The sequence below is a fragment of the Streptomyces sp. NPDC001492 genome, from assembly GCF_053597275.1.
In genome coordinates this window covers 349172-368047 of the sequence record NZ_JBSFHW010000003.1, presented here as the reverse complement: position 1 = coordinate 368047, position 18876 = coordinate 349172, and the positions used below count along the sequence as shown (strand labels likewise).

The window sequence follows — 18876 nt, the reverse complement described above, 5'->3', positions numbered from 1 at the left end:
TCGAATAATTACAGATTCTGCGCGACATCTTGCGGACCGATGTCGGCGGTGCTTGAGTGTGCGGCGCCCACCGCTCCTGCCACGAGGGGTCACCGATGAGAAGCACCGGGTTCCGCCGTACGTTCCTCGCGCTCAGCGTCTGTACTCTCGCCCTCGCCGCCTCCGCCTGCGGATCGGGCGGCGACGGCTCGGCGAGCGGAAAGACCCGTATCACCGTCAACTGCGAACCGCCCAAGAGCGCCAAGGTCGACCGCGGATTCTTCGAGCAGGACGTCGCCGCCTTCGAGAAACAGCACCCGGAGATCGACGTCGTCGCGCACGACGCGTTCCCCTGCCAGGACCCGAAGACCTTCGACGCCAAGCTGGCCGGCGGTCAGATGGAGGACGTCTTCTACACGTACTTCACCGACGCCAGGCACGTCGTCGACATCCACCAGGCGGCCGATCTCACGCCGTACATCAAGGAGTTGAAGAGCTACGGCACCATCCAGAAGCAGCTGCGCGACATCTACACCGTCGACGGGAAGATCTACGGCGTCCCGCGCACCGGCTACTCGATGGGCCTGATCTACAACCGCAGGCTCTTCCAGAAGGCCGGCCTCGACCCCGACAAGCCCCCGGCCACCTGGGACGAGGTCCGCGCCGACGCCAGGAAGATCGCCGCACTCGGCAACGGGACCGTCGGATACGCCGACTACAGCGCCCAGAACCAGGGGGGTTGGCACTTCACCGCCGAGCTGTACTCCCAGGGCGGCGACGTCGTCAGCGCCGACGGCAAGCAGGCCACGATCGACACCCCCGAGGGCCATGCCGTGCTGCGGAACCTGCACGACATGCGCTGGGCCGACAACTCCATGGGCAGCAAGCAGCTGCTGGTCATCAACGACGTGCAGCAGATGATGGGTTCGGGCAAGCTGGGCATGTATCTCTCGGCCCCCGACAACATCCCGATCCTGGTGAAGGAGAAGGGCGGCAACTACAAGGACCTCGCCCTCGGCCCGATGCCCGGCGGCAAGGGCACGCTCATCGGCGGCGACGGCTACATGTTCAACAAGCACGACACGCCCGCCCAGATCCGCGCCGGCCTGACGTGGCTCGACCACATGTTCCTCACCCCCGGCACGGGCTTCCTCGGCGACTACGCCCGCGCCAAGAAGGCGGACGCCCCGGTCGGACTGCCCGAGCCGCGCCTGTTCACCGGCGCCGCCGACACCAAGGACCAGCAGGTCAAGAAGGCCAACGCCAATGTCCCGGTGGAGAACTACCGGTCCTTCCTCGACGGCAACCACACCCTTCAGCTGAAGATCGAGCCGCCGGACGCCCAGCAGATCTACTCCGTCCTCGACTCCGCAGTCTCCGCCGTCCTCACCAAGAAGGACGCCGACATCGACCAGCTGCTGAAGGACGCCTCCGGCAAGATCGACGGCATCCTGGCGCGGGGCTGACGAGATGACGAAGACGGCCGAGCGGCAACCCGTGCGGACGGCCGCCGTCCACCCGGTCACGGCGCCGTCCCCGCTAGGGGGCCGGGGACGGCGCCGCCTCGCCGACCAGGTCCGCGCCTACGCCTTCCTCCTCGGCGGCCTCGTCTGCTTCGCCCTGTTCTCCTGGTACCCGGCGATCCGCGCCGTCGTGATCGCCTTCCAGAAGTACACGCCGGGCTCGCCGCCCGAGTGGGTCGGCACCGCCAACTTCGCCCGCGTCTGGCACGACCCCGAGTTCACGGCAGCCTGGCGCAACACGCTCGCCTTCACCCTGCTCGCCCTGCTGCTCGGCTTCGCGATCCCCTTCGTGCTGGCCCTCGTCCTCAACGAACTGCGCCACTGGAAGGCCTTCTTCAGGATCGTGGTGTATCTGCCGGTGATGATCCCGCCGGTGGTCAGCGCGCTGCTCTGGAAGTGGTTCTACGACCCCGGAGCCGGCCTCGCCAACGAGACACTGCGCGTCCTGCACCTGCCCACCTCGAACTGGTCCAACGGCACCGACACCGCCCTCATCTCCCTTGTGATCGTGGCCACCTGGGCCAACATGGGCGGCACCGTCCTGATCTACCTGGCCGCCCTCCAGTCCATCCCCGGCGAGCTGTACGAGGCCGCCGAACTGGACGGCGCCAACCTGCTCCAGCGCATCCGGCACGTGACGGTTCCCCAGACGCGTTTCGTCATCCTCATGCTGATGCTCCTGCAGATCATCGCGACGATGCAGGTCTTCACCGAACCGTTCGTGATCACGGGCGGCGGCCCGGAGAACGCCACGGTCACCGTCCTCTACCTGATCTACAAGTACGCGTTCCTCTACAACGACTTCGGCGGCGCCTGCGCGCTCAGCGTCATGCTCCTCGTGCTGCTCGGCGCCTTCTCCGCCGTATACCTGCGCCTGACGCGCTCCGGAGAGGAGGACGCGTGAACGCCACCCGCACCCTCGTCTCCCCGGCGACGCTCGCCCGGCCGCGCGGGAAGACCCTGTACTGGACGGTGTTCACCGTCGTCCTCGTCCTGTTCGCGCTGGCTTTCCTGTTCCCCGTCTACTGGATGGTGACCGGCGCGATGAAGTCACCGGACGAGGTGGCGCGGACCCCGCCCACGATCGTCCCCGAGCACTGGCGCCCGGGCGGCTACACCGACGCCTGGGACCTCATGCAGCTGCCGCAGCACCTGTGGAACACGGTGGTCCAGGCGGCCGGTGCCTGGCTGTTCCAGCTCGTCCTCTGCACGGCCGCCGCCTACGCCCTGTCCAGGCTCAGGCCCGCCTTCGGCAAGCTGATCCTCGGCGGGATCCTCGCCACCCTGATGGTCCCGGCCCAGGCCCTGGTCGTACCGAAGTACCTGACCGTGGCCGACCTCCCCCTGATCCACACCAGCCTGCTCAACGACCCCCTGGCCATCTGGCTGCCGGCCGTCGCCAACGCCTTCAACCTCTACCTGCTCAAACGGTTCTTCGACCAGCTCCCGCGCGACGTCCTGGAGGCCGCCGAGATCGACGGCGCCGGGAAGCTGCGCACCCTGTGGTCGATCGTGCTGCCGATGTCGCGGCCGGTCCTGGGGGTCGTGTCGATCTTCGCGCTGGTCGCCGTGTGGCAGGACTTCCTCTGGCCGCTGATGGTCTTCTCCGACACCGGGAAACAGCCGATCAGCGTGGCACTCGTCCAGCTGTCGCAGAACATCCAACTGACCGTGCTGATCGCCGCGATGGTGATCGCCAGCATCCCGATGGTCGCCCTGTTCCTGCTCTTCCAGCGGCACATCATCGCCGGGATCGGCGCGGGCAGCACCAAGGGCTGACGCCCTCCCTCCGACAGAAAGGCAAGCACAGTGGGACAGCCCCGCCATGCCCCCACGGAGTGGTGGCGCTCCGCCGTCATCTACCAGGTCTACGTCCGCAGCTTCGCCGACGGCGACGGCGACGGCACCGGCGACCTCGCCGGCGTCCGCGCCCGACTGCCCTACCTCGCCGAACTCGGCGTGGACGCCCTGTGGTTCAGCCCCTGGTACCTGTCTCCGATGAAGGACGGCGGCTACGACGTCGCCGACTACCGTGTGATCGACCCGGCCTTCGGTACTCTCGCGGAGGCGGAGAAGCTGATCGCCGAGGCCCGCGAACTCGGCATCCGCACGATCGTCGACATCGTCCCGAACCACGTCTCCGACCGGCACCCCTGGTTCCGCGCCGCCCTCCTCGGCGGCCCCGAACGCGAGCTGTTCCACTTCCGCCCCGGCCGCGGCGCCCACGGCGAACTCCCGCCCAACGGCTGGACGTCCCAGTTCGGCGGCCCCGCCTGGACCCGGCTGCCCGACGGCGAGTGGTACCTGCACCTCTTCGCCCCCGAACAGCCCGACCTCAACTGGGCGCACCCGGCGGTCCGCCAGGAGCACGAGGACATCCTGCGGTTCTGGTTCGAGCGGGGCGTTGCCGGAGTCCGCATCGACTCGGCCGCCCTCCTCGCGAAGGACCCCGCCCTGCCGGACTTCACCGAGGGCCAGGACCCGCATCCTTACGTCGACCGGGACGAACTCCACGACATCTACCGCTCGTGGCGTTCCGTCGCCGACGAGTACGACGGCATCTTCGTCGGAGAGGTCTGGCTCCCCGACACCGAACGCTTCGCGCGCTATCTGCGGCCCGACGAACTCCACACGGCCTTCAACTTCGCCTTCATGACCTGCCCCTGGGACGCGCGCAGGCTGCGTACGTCCATCGACGAGACCCTCGCCGAGCACGCACCCGTCGGCGCCCCCGCCACCTGGGTGCTGTGCAACCACGACGTCACCCGCACGGTCACCCGCTACGGCCGCACGGACACCGGATTCGACTTCGCCACCAAGGCCTTCGGCACCCCGGCCGACCTCGCCCTCGGCACCCGGCGCGCCCGCGCGGCCGCCCTGCTGTCACTCGCCCTGCCCGGCGCGGTCTACGTCTACCAGGGAGAGGAGCTGGGCCTGCCCGAGGCCGACATCCCCCTCGACCGCATCCAGGATCCGATGCACTTCCGGTCGCACGGCACCGACCCGGGACGCGACGGCTGCCGGGTGCCGCTCCCATGGGCTGCCGGGGCGCCGTATACGGGATTCGGCAGCCGTACGGAGCCCTGGCTGCCGCAGCCGGCCGGCTGGACGTCGTACGCCGTCGACCGCCAGGACGCGGACACCGGCTCGATGCTCGCCCTCTACCGCAGGGCCATCGAGCTGCGCCCCGTGTTCGGCGACGGACCCCTCACCTGGGAGCCCGCACCCGAGGGCGTCCTCGCCTTCACCCGGGCAGGTGCCCGGTGCCTGGTGAACCTCGCCGACACCCCCCTCGACCTTCCCGTCAGTTCCCCACTCCTGCTCGCCAGCGGTCCCCTGGACGCCGAGGGACGACTGCCGAAGGACACCGCGGTCTGGCTGCGCGCCTGAGCCGCACCGCACCCTCCCCGCTCTCCCCGCACCCCCACCCCGAAGGGATCAGCACATGCACAGGACTGTCAGGGGCATGCCATCAGCGATGGTCGTCGCCCTCTCCGCCGGTCTGCTCACCGCCACGGCCCCCGCCGCGCACGCGGCCTCCGGCGCCGCCCTGCCCTTCACCTCCGTCGAGGCCGAGTCGGCCACCACCACCGGCACCAGGATCGGCCCCGACTACACCCAGGGCGCCCTCGCCTCCGAGGCCTCCGGACGCCAGGCCGTACGTCTCGCCTCGGGCCAGCGCGTCGAGTTCACCGTGCCGCGCGCGGCCAACGCCGTGAACGTCGCCTACAGCGTTCCGGACGGCCAGAACGGCACGCTGAACGTGTACGTCAACGGCACCAAGCTCACCAAGACGCTCCCGGTGACCTCCAAGTACTCGTACATCGACACCAGTTGGATCCCGGGCGCCAAGACGCACCACTTCTTCGACAACTCCCGTCTCCTGCTGGGCCAGAGCGTCCAGGCGGGCGACAAGGTCGCCTTCGAGGCGACCGGCACTCAGGTCACCGTCGACGTCGCCGACTTCGAGCAGGTTGCCGCTGCCACCGCACAGCCCGCCGGGTCGGTCTCGGTCACCTCCAAGGGCGCCGACCCCAGCGGCAACGGCGACTCCACGCAGGCCTTCCGGGACGCGATCTCCGCCGCACAAGGGGGAGTGGTGTGGATCCCGCCGGGCGACTACAGGCTGACGTCCTCGCTCAGCGGCGTCCAGAACGTGACCCTGCAGGGCGCCGGCAGCTGGCACTCCGTCGTGCACACCTCCCGCTTCATCGACCAGTCGAGTTCCTCGGGCGGTGTGCACATCAAGGACTTCGCGGTGATCGGCGAGGTCACCGAGCGGGTCGACTCCAACCCGGACAACTTCGTCAACGGCTCGCTGGGGCCGGGCAGTTCGGTCTCCGGCATGTGGATCCAGCACATGAAGGTCGGCCTCTGGCTGATGGGCAACAACGACAACCTGGTCGTCGAGGACAACCGCATCCTCGACACCACCGCCGACGGCCTCAACCTCAACGGCAACGCGCACGGTGTCCGCGTCCGGGGCAACTTCCTGCGCAACCAGGGCGACGACTCGCTCGCCATGTGGTCGCTGTACTCCGCCGACACCGACTCCAGCTTCGAGAACAACACCATCTCGCAGCCGAACCTCGCCAACGGCATCGCGATCTACGGCGGCACCGACATCGCGGTCAAGAACAACCTGGTCTCCGACACCAACGCCCTCGGCAGCGGTATCGCGGTCTCCAACCAGAAGTTCCTCGACCCGTTCTCCCCGCTGGCGGGCACCATCACCGTCGACGGCAACACGCTCGTGCGCACCGGCGCGATGAACCCCAACTGGAACCACCCGATGGGCGCCCTGCGCGTCGACTCGTACGACAGCGCGATCAACGCCACCGTGAACATCACGAACACGACCGTCACCGACAGCCCGTACAGCGCCTTCGAGTTCGTGTCCGGCGGCGGGCACGGCTACCCGACAGGCAACGTCACCGTCAGCGGTGCGACCGTGAAGAACACCGGCACGGTCGTCGTCCAGGCGGAGACGCAGGGCTCGGCGAAGTTCAGCAACGTGCAGGCCACCGGGGTCGGCGCGGCGGGGGTCTACAACTGTCCCTACCCGTCCGGCTCCGGCACCTTCACCCTCACCGACGGCGGCGGCAACTCCGGCTGGAGCAGCACCTGGGCCGACTGCTCGACCTGGCCGCAGCCCGGCCAGGGCAACCCCGACCCCGACCCGAACCGGAACCTCGCCAAGGGCCGCCCGGCCACCGCCACCGGCTCGCAGGACGTCTACACGCCCGGCAAGGCGGTCGACGGAGATGCGAACAGCTACTGGGAGTCGACCAACAACGCCTTCCCGCAGTCCTGGACGGTCGATCTCGGCTCCACTCAGACCGTGCGCCGGCTGGTGCTGAAGCTGCCGCCGTCGACCGCCTGGGGCGCCCGCACGCAGACCATCACCGTACTGGGCAGCACCGACGGCTCGACCTACTCCACCGTCGTCGGCTCCACCGGCTACCGCTTCGACCCGGCGACCGGCAACACGGCCACCGTCTCCCTGCCCGCCGACACCAGCCTGCGCCATCTGCGGCTGACCGTCAGCGCCAACACGGGCTGGCCCGCAGGGCAGTTCAGCGAGGTGGAGGCCTATCCGACTCCTTGACCGTGTTCTGCGGGGCCACCGGGTGTGCAACCGGCGCGCCCCCTGACGGCTGCTGCGTCAGGGGGCGCGCCATCGTCGATCCGTCGATTAGGAGCGTGCCGACCTCGGGATCACAGGTCCAGCACGAGCTTCTTCCCACGGCAGCGGGACACACAGATCATCATCGTCTCCCCGCTCTGCTGTTCCTCGGCGCTGAGCACCGAGTCCCGGTGGTCCGGGGTGCCGTCGAGGACATCGGTCTCGCAGGTGCCGCAGGTGCCCTCCGTGCAGGAGAACAGCACCTCCACACCGGCCGCACGGACGGCATCCAGCACGGAGACGTCCGGCGCGACCGTCACCGTACGGCTGCTCCGTGCCAGCTCGACCTCGAACTCGGTGTTCCCGCCGTCCTCCTGGGCCTTCGGCGAGAACCGCTCGACGCGCAGTCGCTCGGCCGGGCAGCGCTCCTCGACCGCGTCCAGCAGTGGTCCGGGACCACAGCAGTAGACGAGTGTGCCCTCGGGCAGGTCGTCCAGCACCGAACCGAGGTCGAGGAGCCCGGTCTCGTCCTGCGGACAGACCTTCACCCGGTCGCCGTACCGCTCCAACTCCTCCGTGAAAGCGATGGAGTCGCGGGTGCGGCCGCCGTACAGCAGCGTCCACTCGGCGCCCGCGGCCTCCGCCGCGGCCAGCATCGGGAGGATCGGGGTGATGCCGATCCCGCCCGCCACGAACCGGTAACGCGGCGCACCCTCCAGCCGGAAGTGATTGCGCGGCCCGCGCACCCGGACCTTGTCGCCCCGCCCCACCTGCTCGTGCACATGGGCGGATCCACCGCGCCCGTCCGGCTCCCGCAGCACGGCGATCCGCCACACCGAGCGGTCCGCGGGGTCCCCGCACAGCGAGTACTGCCGCTCCAGCTCCGGACCGAGCACGACGTCGACATGCGCGCCCGGCTCCCAGGCCGGCAGGTCCTCGCCGAGCGGGTGGCGCAGGGTGAGGGCGAGCACGCCGTCGGCAGCGAATTCCCGGCTGTCGACGACGAGTTCGGCTTCGTACACGGTCATGAGCTGTTTCCTCGTGGCGTGGCGGGCTCGTGTCCTTCGGGGTGGCCGAGCATCCACTCCCACATCTCGACCGGGTCCTGGGCGCTGTGCTCGGCGCCGCAGTGACAGGTGCCGTGCAGGATGTCGGTGCCCGGCAGCCAGTCGATGCGGTAGATCTCGCCCGTGGAGCTGCTCACAGGACCTTCTCCACGGGCTTGTCGCCCTCCTCGACCAGCCGCGCGAGGATACGGCGGGCGGCGAGGCCGCCGGTGTCGATGTTGATGCTGAGTTCCTGGTACCCGGTCCGCTCCGTGCCGAGCGTCCTGTGCAGCAGGTTGAGCGCGACCACGTCCTGCATGACCACGGTGTGGTTGTTGCTCCGCATGAACTCGGTGACCTCGGCGTCCTCCGTCGCCCAGTCGCGCGAGACGGCCCAGAAGTCGTACACCTTGCCGTCCGTCGACGGGGTGATCGCGTAGGTGATCTCGGTGTGGAAGCCGTTCGGGTCGCTGCCGTCGGCCTCCGGCAGCACGCCCACCGGCGCGATCCTGCTGTGCAGCAGATACAGACAGGGCGCGTGGTACTCGATGTCCTGCCAGCGGGTGATGCGGCCCTGGATGCCGGTGGAGTTGGCATAGAACGGCGGGCACTCGGCGTCGTCCATGTGCCGGCTCACCCGCACGATGCCCGCGCCCTCGTCGACCTCGGTGGTGATCGGCGTCTCGGCGACCTCGGGGGTGCCGATGTAGCCGCCGTGCAGATACGTCTCGTGGGAGAGGTCGAGGAGGTTGTCGACCAGCAGCCCGTAGTCGGCGTCGATGGGCTCCATGCCGCGGACGGTGACCCAGCCGGGCCCGTCGAGGTGCCGGGCCCGGGGGATGGTCTGCGCGTCGGCGAGGGCCGGGTCGCCGATCCACACCCACACCAGGGAGTCCAGCTCGACCACGGGGTAGGAGGCGACCCGGGCGGTGCGCGGGATGCGCTTCTGGCCGGGCACGTACACGCAGGTACCCGTCGTGTCGTAGGTGAACCCGTGGTAGCCGCACACGAGTTTGTCGCCGTCCAGCCGGCTGGGCTTCTCGTGCAACGGGAACCGGCGGTGCACACAGCGGTCGGCGAGCGCGACCGGCGTCCCGTCCTCCTCCGTCCGGTAGAACACGAGCGGTTCACCGAGGATCGTCCGGCCGAGCAGCTCCTCGCGCCCGACCTCGTGGCTGTAGGCGGCGACGTACCACTGGTTCCTGGCAAAGGCGGTCATGTGAGGCATAGGGGTTCCCGTCCCTGTCGGCGGGGCGCCGTCGCCCCGCGTGCCGTGGTTGGACTCAGATTCGTGACGGCCGCGGTGGGCGCGCAAGGCGGCTTCTGCCAGGCGGAAGGGGTTCCGTGAAAGGGCTGGTCGGAGGTGTCCGGGGAATTCATCAGCAAAGGATTCTTGGGCAAGGCTTGTCCGGTCTGCGGGGGGCGGCGAGTGTGCGCTGCCTAGCATTGCCGCCGTGCGTACGGGCGGGTGGGAGTGGATGAGTACGAGTCGACGTATGGTGCTGGCGGCCCTGGCCGGGGGAACTCTGGTCGGATGTACGGCACCGAAGGAGGCATCAAAGGCGCAAACGGCTCCCTCTGCCCCCTCCGCCATCCCGCCCTCCGCGGCCCCGCCCTCCTCCGCTGCCCCTTCGCCCTCGGTGAGGGCCAGGCCGGCCCGCCTGCCCACCGCGACCCGCGCCGAGATCGTCGCCCGCTACGGTCACGCCGTGCCCCACACCTGGGGCTTCGACGGGCCCGGTGTGGTGCACCGGCTCCCCGCCGGTCATCGGGGCACAGCGCTGACCTTCGACGCCTGCGGCGGCCGGGGCGGCAGCGGCTACGACCGCGTCCTGATCGACTTCCTGCGCAGGCGGGAGATACCGGCGACCCTCTTCATCAACTCCCGCTGGATCGACGCCAATCCGGCCGTCTTCCGCCGACTGGCCGCCGAGCCGCTGTTCGAGATCGCCAACCACGGCACCCGCCACCTCCCCCTCTCCGTGACCGGCCGCTCCGCCTACGGCATCCCCGGCACCCGTGACGCCGCCGAGGTCTACGAGGAGATCGCCGGCAACCGGGCAAGGCTCACCCGTCTGCTGGGTCGCCCGCCGCGTTTCTTCCGCTCCGGCACCGCGTACTGCGACGACGTCGCGGCCGGGATCGTCACCGCCATGGGCGAGCGGTTCGCCGGCTTCTCGGTCAACGGCGACGCGGGGGCCACCTTCAGCCCCGAGCAGGTCCGCACGACGGTGGGGTCCGCGCCCGCGGGCTCCGTCGTCATCTGCCACATGAACCATCCGGAGGGCGGTACGGCCGCGGGCATCACCGCCGCGGTACCCCGACTGCTGGCCCTCGGCCACACATTCGTACGACTGTCGGACGCGCTGCCCTGAGTGCACGGGCCGCGGCACATCTCCCGTACCGACGACTTTCACATGGGCGCCACCGGACCCTTCCCTCACGTTTGGTGCTCTTGGAACACTCGCAGCGCGCGCAATCCGTCATGTTCCGGCCATCCGCACCAGGATGAGAGGCAATCAACCCATGCCCGAAGTCAATCGGCGCCGATTCCTGCAACTCGCGGGCGCGACCACCGCCTTCACCGCCCTGTCGAACAGCATCCAGCGCGCCGCCGCGCTGCCCGCGAACCACCGCACGGGATCCATCGAGGACGTCGAGCACATCGTCGTCCTGATGCAGGAGAACCGCTCCTTCGACCACTACTTCGGCACCCTCAGAGGCGTTCGCGGCTACGGCGACCCGCGCCCCGTGGTGACCCGGCAGGACGGGAAGCCGGTCTGGTACCAGGCGGACGCGAGCGGCAAGGACATCCTGCCCTTCCACCCGGACGCCGACGACCTGGGCCTGGCCTTCATCCAGGACCTCCCGCACGGCTGGAACGACGGACATGCCGCCTTCAACGGGGGCACGTACGACAAGTGGGTTCCCTCCAAGGGCTCCACGACGATGGCGTACCTGACCCGCGAGGACATCCCGTTCCACTACGCGCTCGCCGACTCCTTCACCATCTGCGACGCGTACCACTGCTCGTTCATCGGCTCGACCGACCCGAACCGCTACTACCTGTGGACCGGTTACACGGGCAACGACGGCCAGGGCGGCGGCCCGGTCCTCGGCAACGACGAGGCCGGCTACAGCTGGACCACCTACCCCGAGCGCCTGGAGAAGGCGGGCGTCTCCTGGAAGATCTACCAGGACGTCGGCGACGGCCTCGACGCGAACGGCGGCTGGGGCTGGATCCAGGACGCCTACCGCGGCAACTACGGCGACAACTCCCTGCTCTACTTCAAGCAGTACCAGAACGCCCAGCCCGGCAGCCCGCTCTACGACAAGGCCCGCACCGGCACCGACGCCCGCAAGGGCGAGGGCTTCTTCGACCAGCTCAAGGCCGACGTCAAGGGCGGCAAGCTGCCGCAGATCTCCTGGATCGTCGCCCCCGAGGCCTTCACCGAGCACCCCAACTGGCCCGCCAACTACGGCGCCTGGTACGTCGCCCAGGTCCTCGACGCGCTCACCTCCGACCCGAAGGTGTGGGCGAAGACGGCCCTGTTCATCACGTACGACGAGAACGACGGCTTCTTCGACCACCTCGTCCCGCCGTTCGCACCGGGCTCCGCGGCCCAGGGCAAGTCGACGGTCGACGTCGGCCCGGACCTGTTCAAGGGCAGCAGCAGCCACCCCGCCGGCCCCTACGGGCTCGGCCAGCGGGTGCCGATGATCGTCGTCTCGCCCTGGAGCAAGGGCGGTTACGTCTGCTCCGAGACGATGGACCACACGTCGATCATCCGGTTCATGGAGCGTCGCTTCGGCGTGCACGAGCCGAACGTCTCGCCCTGGCGGCGGGCGATCTGCGGTGACCTGACCTCCGCGTTCGACTTCTCCCGCACCGACACCAAGCCGGTCGCCCTGCCGGGCACCGACGGCTACCGGCCGCCGGACCACAACCGCCACCCCGACTACGTGCCGACCCCGCCCGCCAACCCGGTCCTGCCCAAGCAGGAGCGCGGCCTGCGCCCGGCGCGTCCCCTCAAGTACGCCCCGCACGTGGACGGTTCGGCGGACACGGCCTCCGGGAAGTTCACCCTGACCTTCGCCTCCGGAGCGAAGGCGGGCGCCGCCTTCCTGGTGACCTCCGGCAACCGCAGCGACGGGCCCTGGAGCTACACCACCGAGGCCGGCAAGACCGTCTCGGACGCCTGGAACTCGGCGTACTCGAACGGCTCGTACGACCTGTCGGTGCACGGCCCGAACGGCTTCCTGCGCGTCTTCAAGGGACCGAACAAGGTGGCGGGGCCCGAGGTCACGGCCCGCCACAGCGGCGACGACATCGAGCTGACCTTCACCAACAAGGGCTCCGGCACGGTCCGTCTGAAGCTGACGGGTGGATACGGCCGCAAGCCCCGGACCTTCACGGTGCGGCCCGGAGCCACGGTGAAGCACACCGTCGACCTCGCCGCGAGCCGGCGCTGGTACGACCTCACGGTCACCTCCGAGGCCGACGCGAGGTTCCTGCGGCGGTTCGCCGGACATGTGGAGAACGGGCAGCCGGGAGTGAGCGACCCGGCGATCATCACCGGGTGAACTGCCGTGTAAGGGCTGCCGAACAGCGGATCGCGGGGACTGGCCAGGGGCTGGTGGGGCCGGGGTAATGTGCCCCGGTGACCACGCATTCGAACACTCCTGCAGGCTGGTACCCGGATCCGCACGGAGCGCCCCGGACTCTCCGCTACTGGGACGGCGCCCAGTGGACCCAGCACACCAACACGGACCAGCAGCAGGCACCTCAACAGCAGGTGCCGCAGCAGCAGGTACCGCCGCAGGCCGCCGGGCCGGACCCGCGTGTGCAGCGTCAGGTGCAGCAGCAGGCCGGGGTCGCCGCCGGCGGCCCCGGCGGCGGCAGCCTGTTCACCGAACCGGTCCTGGTGGTCAACCAGAAGGCCAAGCTGATCGAGCTGACCAACGAGTACAAGGTCATGGATCAGAACGGCAACCAGATCGGTTCGGTGACGGAGGTCGGGCAGAGCACGCTGAAGAAGGTGGCCCGCTTCGTCTCCAGCCTCGACCAGTTCATGACCCACCGGCTGGAGATCCGGGACGCCCACGGCCAGCCGCAGCTGGTGCTGACGCGGCCCGCCAAGGTGTTCAAGTCCCGTGTCCTGGTGTCGCGTCCGGACGGTTCGCCCGTCGGCGAGATCGTCCAGCAGAACATGATCGGGAAGATCAACTTCGCGATGAACGTGGACGGCCGGCAGGTCGGTGCGATCAAGGCGGAGAACTGGCGGGCGTGGAACTTCGCGATCGTCGACCACGCGGACAACGAGGTCGCCCGGATCACCAAGACCTGGGAAGGTCTTGCCAAGACGATGTTCACGACTGCGGACAACTATGTACTGCAGATTCACTACAAGCTGCCCGAGCCGCTGCTGAGTCTTGTCGTGGCGACGGCACTTACCGTGGATACGGCGCTGAAGCAGGACTCTCGCGGGCTGGGATGACCGCCCCCGAGCGGTGCTCACAGGGGTGTGAGGTGTCCCGGATCTGAAGGCTGCCGGGGCACCAACGCCGGTTCGGCTGTCGCCGTTTCCGGCCGTAGCGCCAGGACCGCCGCCACCGGGTGCTCCTCGTCGACCGTGACGACCGGAGCGGCAGAAGCGACCGGAGCAGGCGTCGCCCGGGTCAGGAGTACGACGCCCGAGGACGCCAGGGCCGCGCCCGCGAGAGCCAGGAGGATGCCCTCCGGGCCGCCGCGGAGGCCCTGGCCGAGGAGGGTGAGGCCGATCACCGAGGCTGCCACCGGGTTGGAGAGCGTCACCATGGCGAGGGGCGCGCCGAGGCCGCCCCGGTAGGCCGTCTGGGAGAGCAGCAGTCCGCCGGCCGCGAAGGCGGCCACCAGGACCGCCACCAGGACGACCTGGAGGCTCAGTGCGGACCCGGACCGGTCGGTCGCGGCCACCGTCACGGTCTGCGTGAGCGCCGACGCGACACCCGAGGCGAACCCGGACGCCGTGGCGTGCCGCAGGCCCGGACGGGCTCCCGGCCGCGACAGCAGCCCGATCAGCGCGGCCGTGGTGCCCGCGACCGCCAGTGCCTCGGTCAGGCTCAGCACCTGCTCGGGCGCCGACCCGGACGCGGTGACCAGCAGCGCGGCCAGCCCGGCCAGCGTCAGCGCGGTGCCCCGCCACTCGGTCGCGCTGACCCGACGCCCGGCGGCCCGCGCCCCCATCGGCACCGCGGCGACCAGCGTGAGCGCGCCGAGCGGCTGGACCACGGTGAGCGGGCCGTACTTGAGGGCCACGACGTGCAGCAGCGCCGCGCCGGCGTTGAGCCCGACCGACGCCCACCAGGCGCCCGTGCCCAGCAGTCGCAGTGTGCCGGTGCCGGAGCTGCGGGAGGCGAGCCGCTCCTGGGCCACCGCGGCGGCCGCGTAGGCGACGGCGGAGACCAGGGAGAGGGCGACGGCGACGAGGGTGGCGGTCATCGGCCCGCTCCTGCGAGGACGTGGTCGTCGGCGACGGGGGCGGCGAGCTTCTCGCTGCCGCGCCCGGCCGTGGTGACGGTGTGGTGCGGCGAGCGAAGCGAGATGGGGGTCCCCCCGGACGACGTCTGGGGGAGGACCAGCGCCAGGGCGCCGCCGAGCATGGCGGTCGCGACGATCGCGTCGAGCCAGTAGTGGTTCGCCGTGCCCACGATGACGAGGAGAGTCACCAGCGGGTGCAGCAGCCACAGCCAGCGCAGGCGGGACCGGGTCGCCGCGATCAGGCCGATCGCGACCATCAGGGCCCAGCCGAAGTGCAGGGACGGCATCGCCGCGAACTGGTTGGAGAGGTGGTCCGAGGACGGCGGGCCGTAGACCGAAGGCCCGTACACGTGCGCCGTGTCGACGAGGCCCGTGGCGGCCAGCATCCGCGGCGGTGCGAGGGGGAAGACGAAGGGCAGCACCAGGGCCGCCGAGGTGACCGTGGCGAGGACCCGGCGGGCCCACACGTAGTGCGCGGGGCGCCGCAGGTAGAGCCAGACCAGGAAGGCCGCGGTGGCCGGGAAGTGGACGGTCGCGTAGTAGGTGTTCGCGAGGTGCACCAGGGTGTCGCTGTGCAGCAGTACGGACTGCACCGAGCCCTCACCGGGCAGATGGAGCGTCCGTTCCAGGTCCCACACGCGGTGCGCGTTGCGCAGCGCCTCGCCGGTGTGGCCGGTCGCCAGCTGGCGGCCGAACTTGTAGACGAGGAAGAGCCCTGCGACGAGCAGGAACTCCCGGACGACCGGAGGCCGCGCTATCGCGTCGGTCTCTCCTTCTGCAGGCTCGGTGCGGGCATTCATCCCCCGGCCCCTTCGCTGACGGTGGTGCGTGTGCTGGTACGTGGTGAGACCCGGGCCGGAGCCCGAACTCATCGGTACGCTCGCGTGCCGAAACGAAAGCGTTCCGATACGGCAGTGTACCGATACGCGGCCGTTCCGGTACACTGGCGTATCGATTGAGGTACGACACACTGGAAGCCGGGAATAAAGCGCGTATGAAGCCGGCGCTCGGAGTGAGGGAGAAGAGCAGATGACGTCGCAGGCCGCGGACGGACCGCAGACGGTCGCCGCCTCGCGCCGCTCCAAGATCACGCGCGAGCGTGAGCAGGAGTTCTTCGACGCCGTCCTCGAGCAGATCCGCGAATGCGGATACGAAGCCGTCACCATGGAGGGGGTCGCCGCCAGCACGCGGTGCAGCAAGTCCACGCTGTACCGGCAGTGGAAGACCAAGCCCCAGTTCGTGGTGGCCGCCCTGCGCTCCCGCCGCAAGGCCCGCTTCGAGGGCATCGACACCGGATCGCTCGCGGACGACCTGCGCGAGGCCGCGCGGGCCGTGGGCCGCTGGTCCCAGAACGACACCAAGCTGCTGCAGGCCCTCGGGCACGCCGTCACCCAGGACGCCGACCTCGCCAAGGCGCTGCGGGAGGCGCTCGTCGACCCGGAGATCGCCGCGCTGAAGGAGATTCTCCAGCGCGGGGTCGAGCGCGGCGAGATCACCGCCGGCCATCCGGCGCTGGAGTACATCCCGGCGCAGATGTTCGGCGTCGTACGCGCCCGCCCCGTCGTGGACGGCGAGTACGCGGACCCGGACTACCTGGTCCGCTTCGTGGAGGCCGCGGTGCTGCCGGCACTGGGTCTCACCTGAGAATCAGGTTGCCGTCCATGGGATGACTGGACGGTGACCTGCTCGCGCCGCACCGTGGGGACGGGGGCGGCGCGCACCCCCGGCCGGGTGGGGTTCCTCTTGAGCGGAGGGGCGCCCCACCCGGCCGACCGGTGTCCGGGGCGGTTCACACCGTCTGGCCGCTGCCGCCGCCGGTCGAGACCTTGATGCCCTTGGTGATGTCGTCGATGACCGACTGCTTCTCGGCGACGTCCACCCCGAAGCGGACCACGACGAGCTGCGCGGGGTTGGCGGGGGAGGGGAAGGCGAGCGACTCGACATAGCCGTCGGAGCCCTTGCTGGTGATCGCCTGCCAGCGGACCAGGTAGCCCTTCTGCCCGGCGACGGTGACCGACCTGGAGTCGAGCACCTTGTGCGAGGTGATCGAGCCGTAGGTCTTGCCGCCGTAGGACTGCTCGGCGTTGGCCTCGATGTCGGCCTTCGCGACCTCCTCGGCCGTGCTGCCGGCGGTCTTCAGGAGCGCGGCCGGCGCCGAGAACGCGCCGCCCTTGGTGCAGGTCTGCGAGGTGTCCCCGGGGCACTTGTAGGAGTCGTTCGACGTGATCGAAGCGCCCGCCGGGAGCTGCTGGCCGTACCAGTCGGCCGGAATGGGCAGGCTGATCCCGCTGATCGGGTCGGACACCGAACCGCTCTTGATCTTCGGAGCCTCGGACTGCCCGGGGCCGGGCGACTGGCTCCCGCCCGAACCGCCCGAGCCACCGTTCCCGCCGCCCGGGCCGCCCGGACCCTGCTGCGAGTTGACGTTGCCGCCCGAACCGTCGTTGCCCGCCAGCGCGTACACGCCCACACCGATGCAGGCGAGGACGACCACGGCCGCCCCGACGGCGATGATGCCATTGCGCAGACCGCGCCGCGGAGCGGCCGGCGGCTGGGCGGGACAGGCCGGATGGCCGGGGTAGGCCGCATAGGCCGGGACCGCCGGAGGGACGGGGCTCGCCGGATCCGGTCCGGCCGTCGGCGTCTGCGCCGGGGGACCCCATACGGCGGCCGACCCCGCGGGGCGGGTCCGGTCCGTCCATGCCTTGCCGTCCCACCAGCGCTCGGTGGCGGGAGCCTCACTTGTCTGCCCGGGGTCGGGATACCACCCGGGAGGAGTCACCTGCGTCATGCCCCCACCGTATGAGGCCTCGGTGAAAGCGCGATGAGAGGATTCCGGCTTCAGGCCACCGTCAGCCGTTCGGGCGCCCGCGCGCCCGGCGGCGGCAGCCGCAGCCCGTCCCGCCCGGGTGTGATCGAACCGAGCACGCTCGCATGCCGTGCCCCGGTGCTCGCGGGCTCGCTGCCCGCCAGTCCGTGCGCGGTCAGGAACCCGAGCACGGCGAACGCGTACGCCTCCTTCGCGTCCGACGCCAGCCCCAGTTCGTCGGAGGCGCGCACCGGAATCCCCGCCAGCCGCTGCCCCAGCATCCCCATGAGCACCGGGTTGCGGACCCCGCCGCCCGAGGCGATCACCTCGGTGGCGCCCAGGGTGAGCGCGGCGTCCGCGACCGTCCACGCCGTGAGCATGGTCAGCGTGGCGACCACGTCCTCGGCCCTCAGCGTCCCGAAGCCGGCCAGGGCGTCGTGCAGATAGCCGAGGTGGAACAGTTCCTTGCCCGTCGTCTTGGGTGCGGGCAGCGCGTAGTACGGCTCCTCCAGCAGCCGCCGCAGCAGCGGCTCGTGGACGGTGCCGCGCGCGGCCAGCGCGCCGTCGACGTCGTAGGCCATGGTCCCGCCGCTGAACCCCCGCGCCGCCGCGTCGATCAGCGCGCATGCGGGTCCGGTGTCGAAGGCCGTGCCGTCGGGGCCGGTGAGGTTGGCGATACCGCCGAGGTTGAGGGCGACTGGGGTGCCCGGGCGGCCGCGCAGCCACAACAGGTCGACCAGGCCGACCAGGGGCGCGCCCTGGCCGCCCGCGGCGATGTCCCGCGGCCGGAAGTCGGCCACCACCGGCAGCCCGGTCGCCTCGGCGATCCAGGCGGGCTGCCCGAGCTGCAACGTGCCGCGCACCTTGCCGCCGTCCGCCCAGTGGTAGACGGTCTGCCCGTGCGAGGCCACCAACTCGGCCTGCCCACCGCACAGTTCACGGTCCGCACGCAGGGCCGCCGCCGCGAAGGCCTGCCCGATCCGTGTGTCGAGCCGGCACACGTCCGCGAGCGAGGTGGCAGCCGGCGGCAGCGCGGCCGCGAGCGCCTCCCGCAGCTCCTCGTCGTATTCGTCGCTCACCATCCCCAACGGCTTCAGTACGAGGCTGCCGCCGTCGAGGCTCAGATCGGCCGCCGCCGCGTCGATGGCGTCGTAGGACGTGCCCGACATCAGGCCGATCACCCGCATCCGACCCACCCCGCCTTCCGTCCCGGTGCCGTGGTCAGGGCGAGGAGGCTTGGCATGCGAACCTTCACCGCGCGGGCCCGCCGGCTCGTGCTGCCGTGTCGCAAGGCTTCCGGCGGTGGGGCGAGGTCGGAGGAGAGCGCCGGTGTGAGGACGTCCTGCGCTTTTGCCGGCGGCGTCGGGCTTTTC

General features: G+C 70.4%; 16 protein-coding genes. 9 read left to right on the top strand and 7 right to left on the bottom strand.

Annotation, left to right across the window (positions count from 1 at the left end; translation table 11 throughout):
- The first annotated feature begins 95 nt into the window (after positions 1-95).
- From ACWC1K_RS05815 to ACWC1K_RS05795, 5 genes are all read left to right on the top strand, one after another.
- A complete protein-coding gene (locus tag ACWC1K_RS05815; protein WP_450828995.1) occupies positions 96-1445 on the top strand; it encodes an ABC transporter substrate-binding protein in 1350 nt (449 codons plus the stop codon).
- A 4-nt stretch (positions 1446-1449) separates the two neighbouring features.
- Positions 1450-2406 carry a carbohydrate ABC transporter permease gene (locus ACWC1K_RS05810; protein WP_450828994.1) on the top strand — a complete coding sequence of 319 codons (957 nt, stop codon included), beginning with the start codon at positions 1450-1452 and terminating at the stop codon, positions 2404-2406.
- Positions 2403-3281, top strand: a complete 879-nt coding sequence (locus ACWC1K_RS05805) for a carbohydrate ABC transporter permease (RefSeq protein WP_450828993.1) — start codon at positions 2403-2405, stop codon at positions 3279-3281. The genes ACWC1K_RS05810 and ACWC1K_RS05805 overlap by 4 nt, the downstream gene beginning before the upstream one ends.
- Positions 3282-3311: 30 nt before the next feature.
- On the top strand, positions 3312-4892 hold the full coding sequence (locus ACWC1K_RS05800; protein ID WP_450828992.1) for a glycoside hydrolase family 13 protein: 1581 nt from the start codon (positions 3312-3314) through the stop codon (positions 4890-4892).
- Between the two features lie 76 nt (positions 4893-4968).
- Complete coding sequence (locus tag ACWC1K_RS05795; protein WP_450828991.1) at positions 4969-7110, top strand: discoidin domain-containing protein; 2142 nt, start codon at positions 4969-4971, stop codon at positions 7108-7110.
- A 110-nt stretch (positions 7111-7220) separates the two neighbouring features.
- On the opposite strand, the gene ACWC1K_RS05790 is transcribed toward ACWC1K_RS05795, so the two are convergent.
- Genes ACWC1K_RS05790 through ACWC1K_RS05780 form a run of 3 tightly spaced genes read right to left on the bottom strand, consistent with a single transcriptional unit; the run spans position 7221 to position 9402 of the window.
- The gene (locus tag ACWC1K_RS05790; RefSeq protein WP_450828990.1) at positions 7221-8156 is read right to left on the bottom strand and encodes a PDR/VanB family oxidoreductase; all 936 of its coding nucleotides are present in this window, start codon (positions 8154-8156) and stop codon (positions 7221-7223) included.
- Positions 8153-8332, bottom strand: a complete 180-nt coding sequence (locus tag ACWC1K_RS05785; protein WP_450828989.1) for a hypothetical protein — start codon at positions 8330-8332, stop codon at positions 8153-8155. Before ACWC1K_RS05785 ends, ACWC1K_RS05790 begins: the two co-directional genes overlap by 4 nt.
- Complete coding sequence (locus ACWC1K_RS05780) at positions 8329-9402, bottom strand: Rieske 2Fe-2S domain-containing protein (RefSeq protein ID WP_450828988.1); 1074 nt, start codon at positions 9400-9402, stop codon at positions 8329-8331. Before ACWC1K_RS05780 ends, ACWC1K_RS05785 begins: the two co-directional genes overlap by 4 nt.
- 412 nt (positions 9403-9814) lie before the next feature.
- On the opposite strand from ACWC1K_RS05780, the gene ACWC1K_RS05775 reads away from it, so the two are divergent.
- From ACWC1K_RS05775 to ACWC1K_RS05765, 3 genes are all read left to right on the top strand, one after another.
- Complete coding sequence (locus tag ACWC1K_RS05775) at positions 9815-10549, top strand: polysaccharide deacetylase family protein (protein ID WP_450828987.1); 735 nt, start codon at positions 9815-9817, stop codon at positions 10547-10549.
- 151 nt (positions 10550-10700) lie between these two features.
- The gene (locus ACWC1K_RS05770) at positions 10701-12758 is read left to right on the top strand and encodes a phosphocholine-specific phospholipase C (protein ID WP_450828986.1); all 2058 of its coding nucleotides are present in this window, start codon (positions 10701-10703) and stop codon (positions 12756-12758) included.
- A gap of 77 nt (positions 12759-12835) precedes the next feature.
- On the top strand, positions 12836-13672 hold the full coding sequence (locus tag ACWC1K_RS05765; protein ID WP_450828985.1) for a phospholipid scramblase-related protein: 837 nt from the start codon (positions 12836-12838) through the stop codon (positions 13670-13672).
- A gap of 17 nt (positions 13673-13689) precedes the next feature.
- On the opposite strand, the gene ACWC1K_RS05760 is transcribed toward ACWC1K_RS05765, so the two are convergent.
- Together ACWC1K_RS05760 and ACWC1K_RS05755 are read right to left on the bottom strand one after the other, a co-directional pair.
- A complete protein-coding gene (locus ACWC1K_RS05760) occupies positions 13690-14655 on the bottom strand; it encodes a hypothetical protein (protein WP_450828984.1) in 966 nt (321 codons plus the stop codon).
- Complete coding sequence (locus tag ACWC1K_RS05755; RefSeq protein ID WP_450828983.1) at positions 14652-15494, bottom strand: phosphatase PAP2 family protein; 843 nt, start codon at positions 15492-15494, stop codon at positions 14652-14654. Before ACWC1K_RS05755 ends, ACWC1K_RS05760 begins: the two co-directional genes overlap by 4 nt.
- A gap of 229 nt (positions 15495-15723) precedes the next feature.
- On the opposite strand from ACWC1K_RS05755, the gene ACWC1K_RS05750 reads away from it, so the two are divergent.
- Positions 15724-16338 (top strand): TetR/AcrR family transcriptional regulator C-terminal ligand-binding domain-containing protein, encoded by a 615-nt coding sequence (locus ACWC1K_RS05750; protein ID WP_450828982.1) that lies wholly within the window; start codon positions 15724-15726, stop codon positions 16336-16338.
- Between the two features lie 145 nt (positions 16339-16483).
- On the opposite strand, the gene ACWC1K_RS05745 is transcribed toward ACWC1K_RS05750, so the two are convergent.
- Complete coding sequence (locus tag ACWC1K_RS05745; protein WP_450828981.1) at positions 16484-17485, bottom strand: DUF2510 domain-containing protein; 1002 nt, start codon at positions 17483-17485, stop codon at positions 16484-16486.
- A gap of 50 nt (positions 17486-17535) precedes the next feature.
- Positions 17536-18690, bottom strand: a complete 1155-nt coding sequence (locus ACWC1K_RS05740; protein WP_450828980.1) for an anhydro-N-acetylmuramic acid kinase — start codon at positions 18688-18690, stop codon at positions 17536-17538.
- Between the last annotated feature and the right edge of the window lie 186 nt (positions 18691-18876).

Coding starts and splice junctions, on each gene's coding strand:
- ACWC1K_RS05780 (WP_450828988.1), bottom strand. CDS start 9,402: ATGCCTCACATGACCGCCTTTGCCAGGAACCAGTGGTACGTCGCCGCC.
- ACWC1K_RS05770 (WP_450828986.1), top strand. CDS start 10,701: ATGCCCGAAGTCAATCGGCGCCGATTCCTGCAACTCGCGGGCGCGACC.
- ACWC1K_RS05740 (WP_450828980.1), bottom strand. CDS start 18,690: ATGCGGGTGATCGGCCTGATGTCGGGCACGTCCTACGACGCCATCGAC.
- ACWC1K_RS05760 (WP_450828984.1), bottom strand. CDS start 14,655: ATGACCGCCACCCTCGTCGCCGTCGCCCTCTCCCTGGTCTCCGCCGTC.
- ACWC1K_RS05810 (WP_450828994.1), top strand. CDS start 1,450: ATGACGAAGACGGCCGAGCGGCAACCCGTGCGGACGGCCGCCGTCCAC.
- ACWC1K_RS05750 (WP_450828982.1), top strand. CDS start 15,724: ATGACGTCGCAGGCCGCGGACGGACCGCAGACGGTCGCCGCCTCGCGC.
- ACWC1K_RS05755 (WP_450828983.1), bottom strand. CDS start 15,494: ATGAATGCCCGCACCGAGCCTGCAGAAGGAGAGACCGACGCGATAGCG.
- ACWC1K_RS05815 (WP_450828995.1), top strand. CDS start 96: ATGAGAAGCACCGGGTTCCGCCGTACGTTCCTCGCGCTCAGCGTCTGT.
- ACWC1K_RS05795 (WP_450828991.1), top strand. CDS start 4,969: ATGCCATCAGCGATGGTCGTCGCCCTCTCCGCCGGTCTGCTCACCGCC.
- ACWC1K_RS05745 (WP_450828981.1), bottom strand. CDS start 17,485: ATGACGCAGGTGACTCCTCCCGGGTGGTATCCCGACCCCGGGCAGACA.
- ACWC1K_RS05790 (WP_450828990.1), bottom strand. CDS start 8,156: ATGACCGTGTACGAAGCCGAACTCGTCGTCGACAGCCGGGAATTCGCT.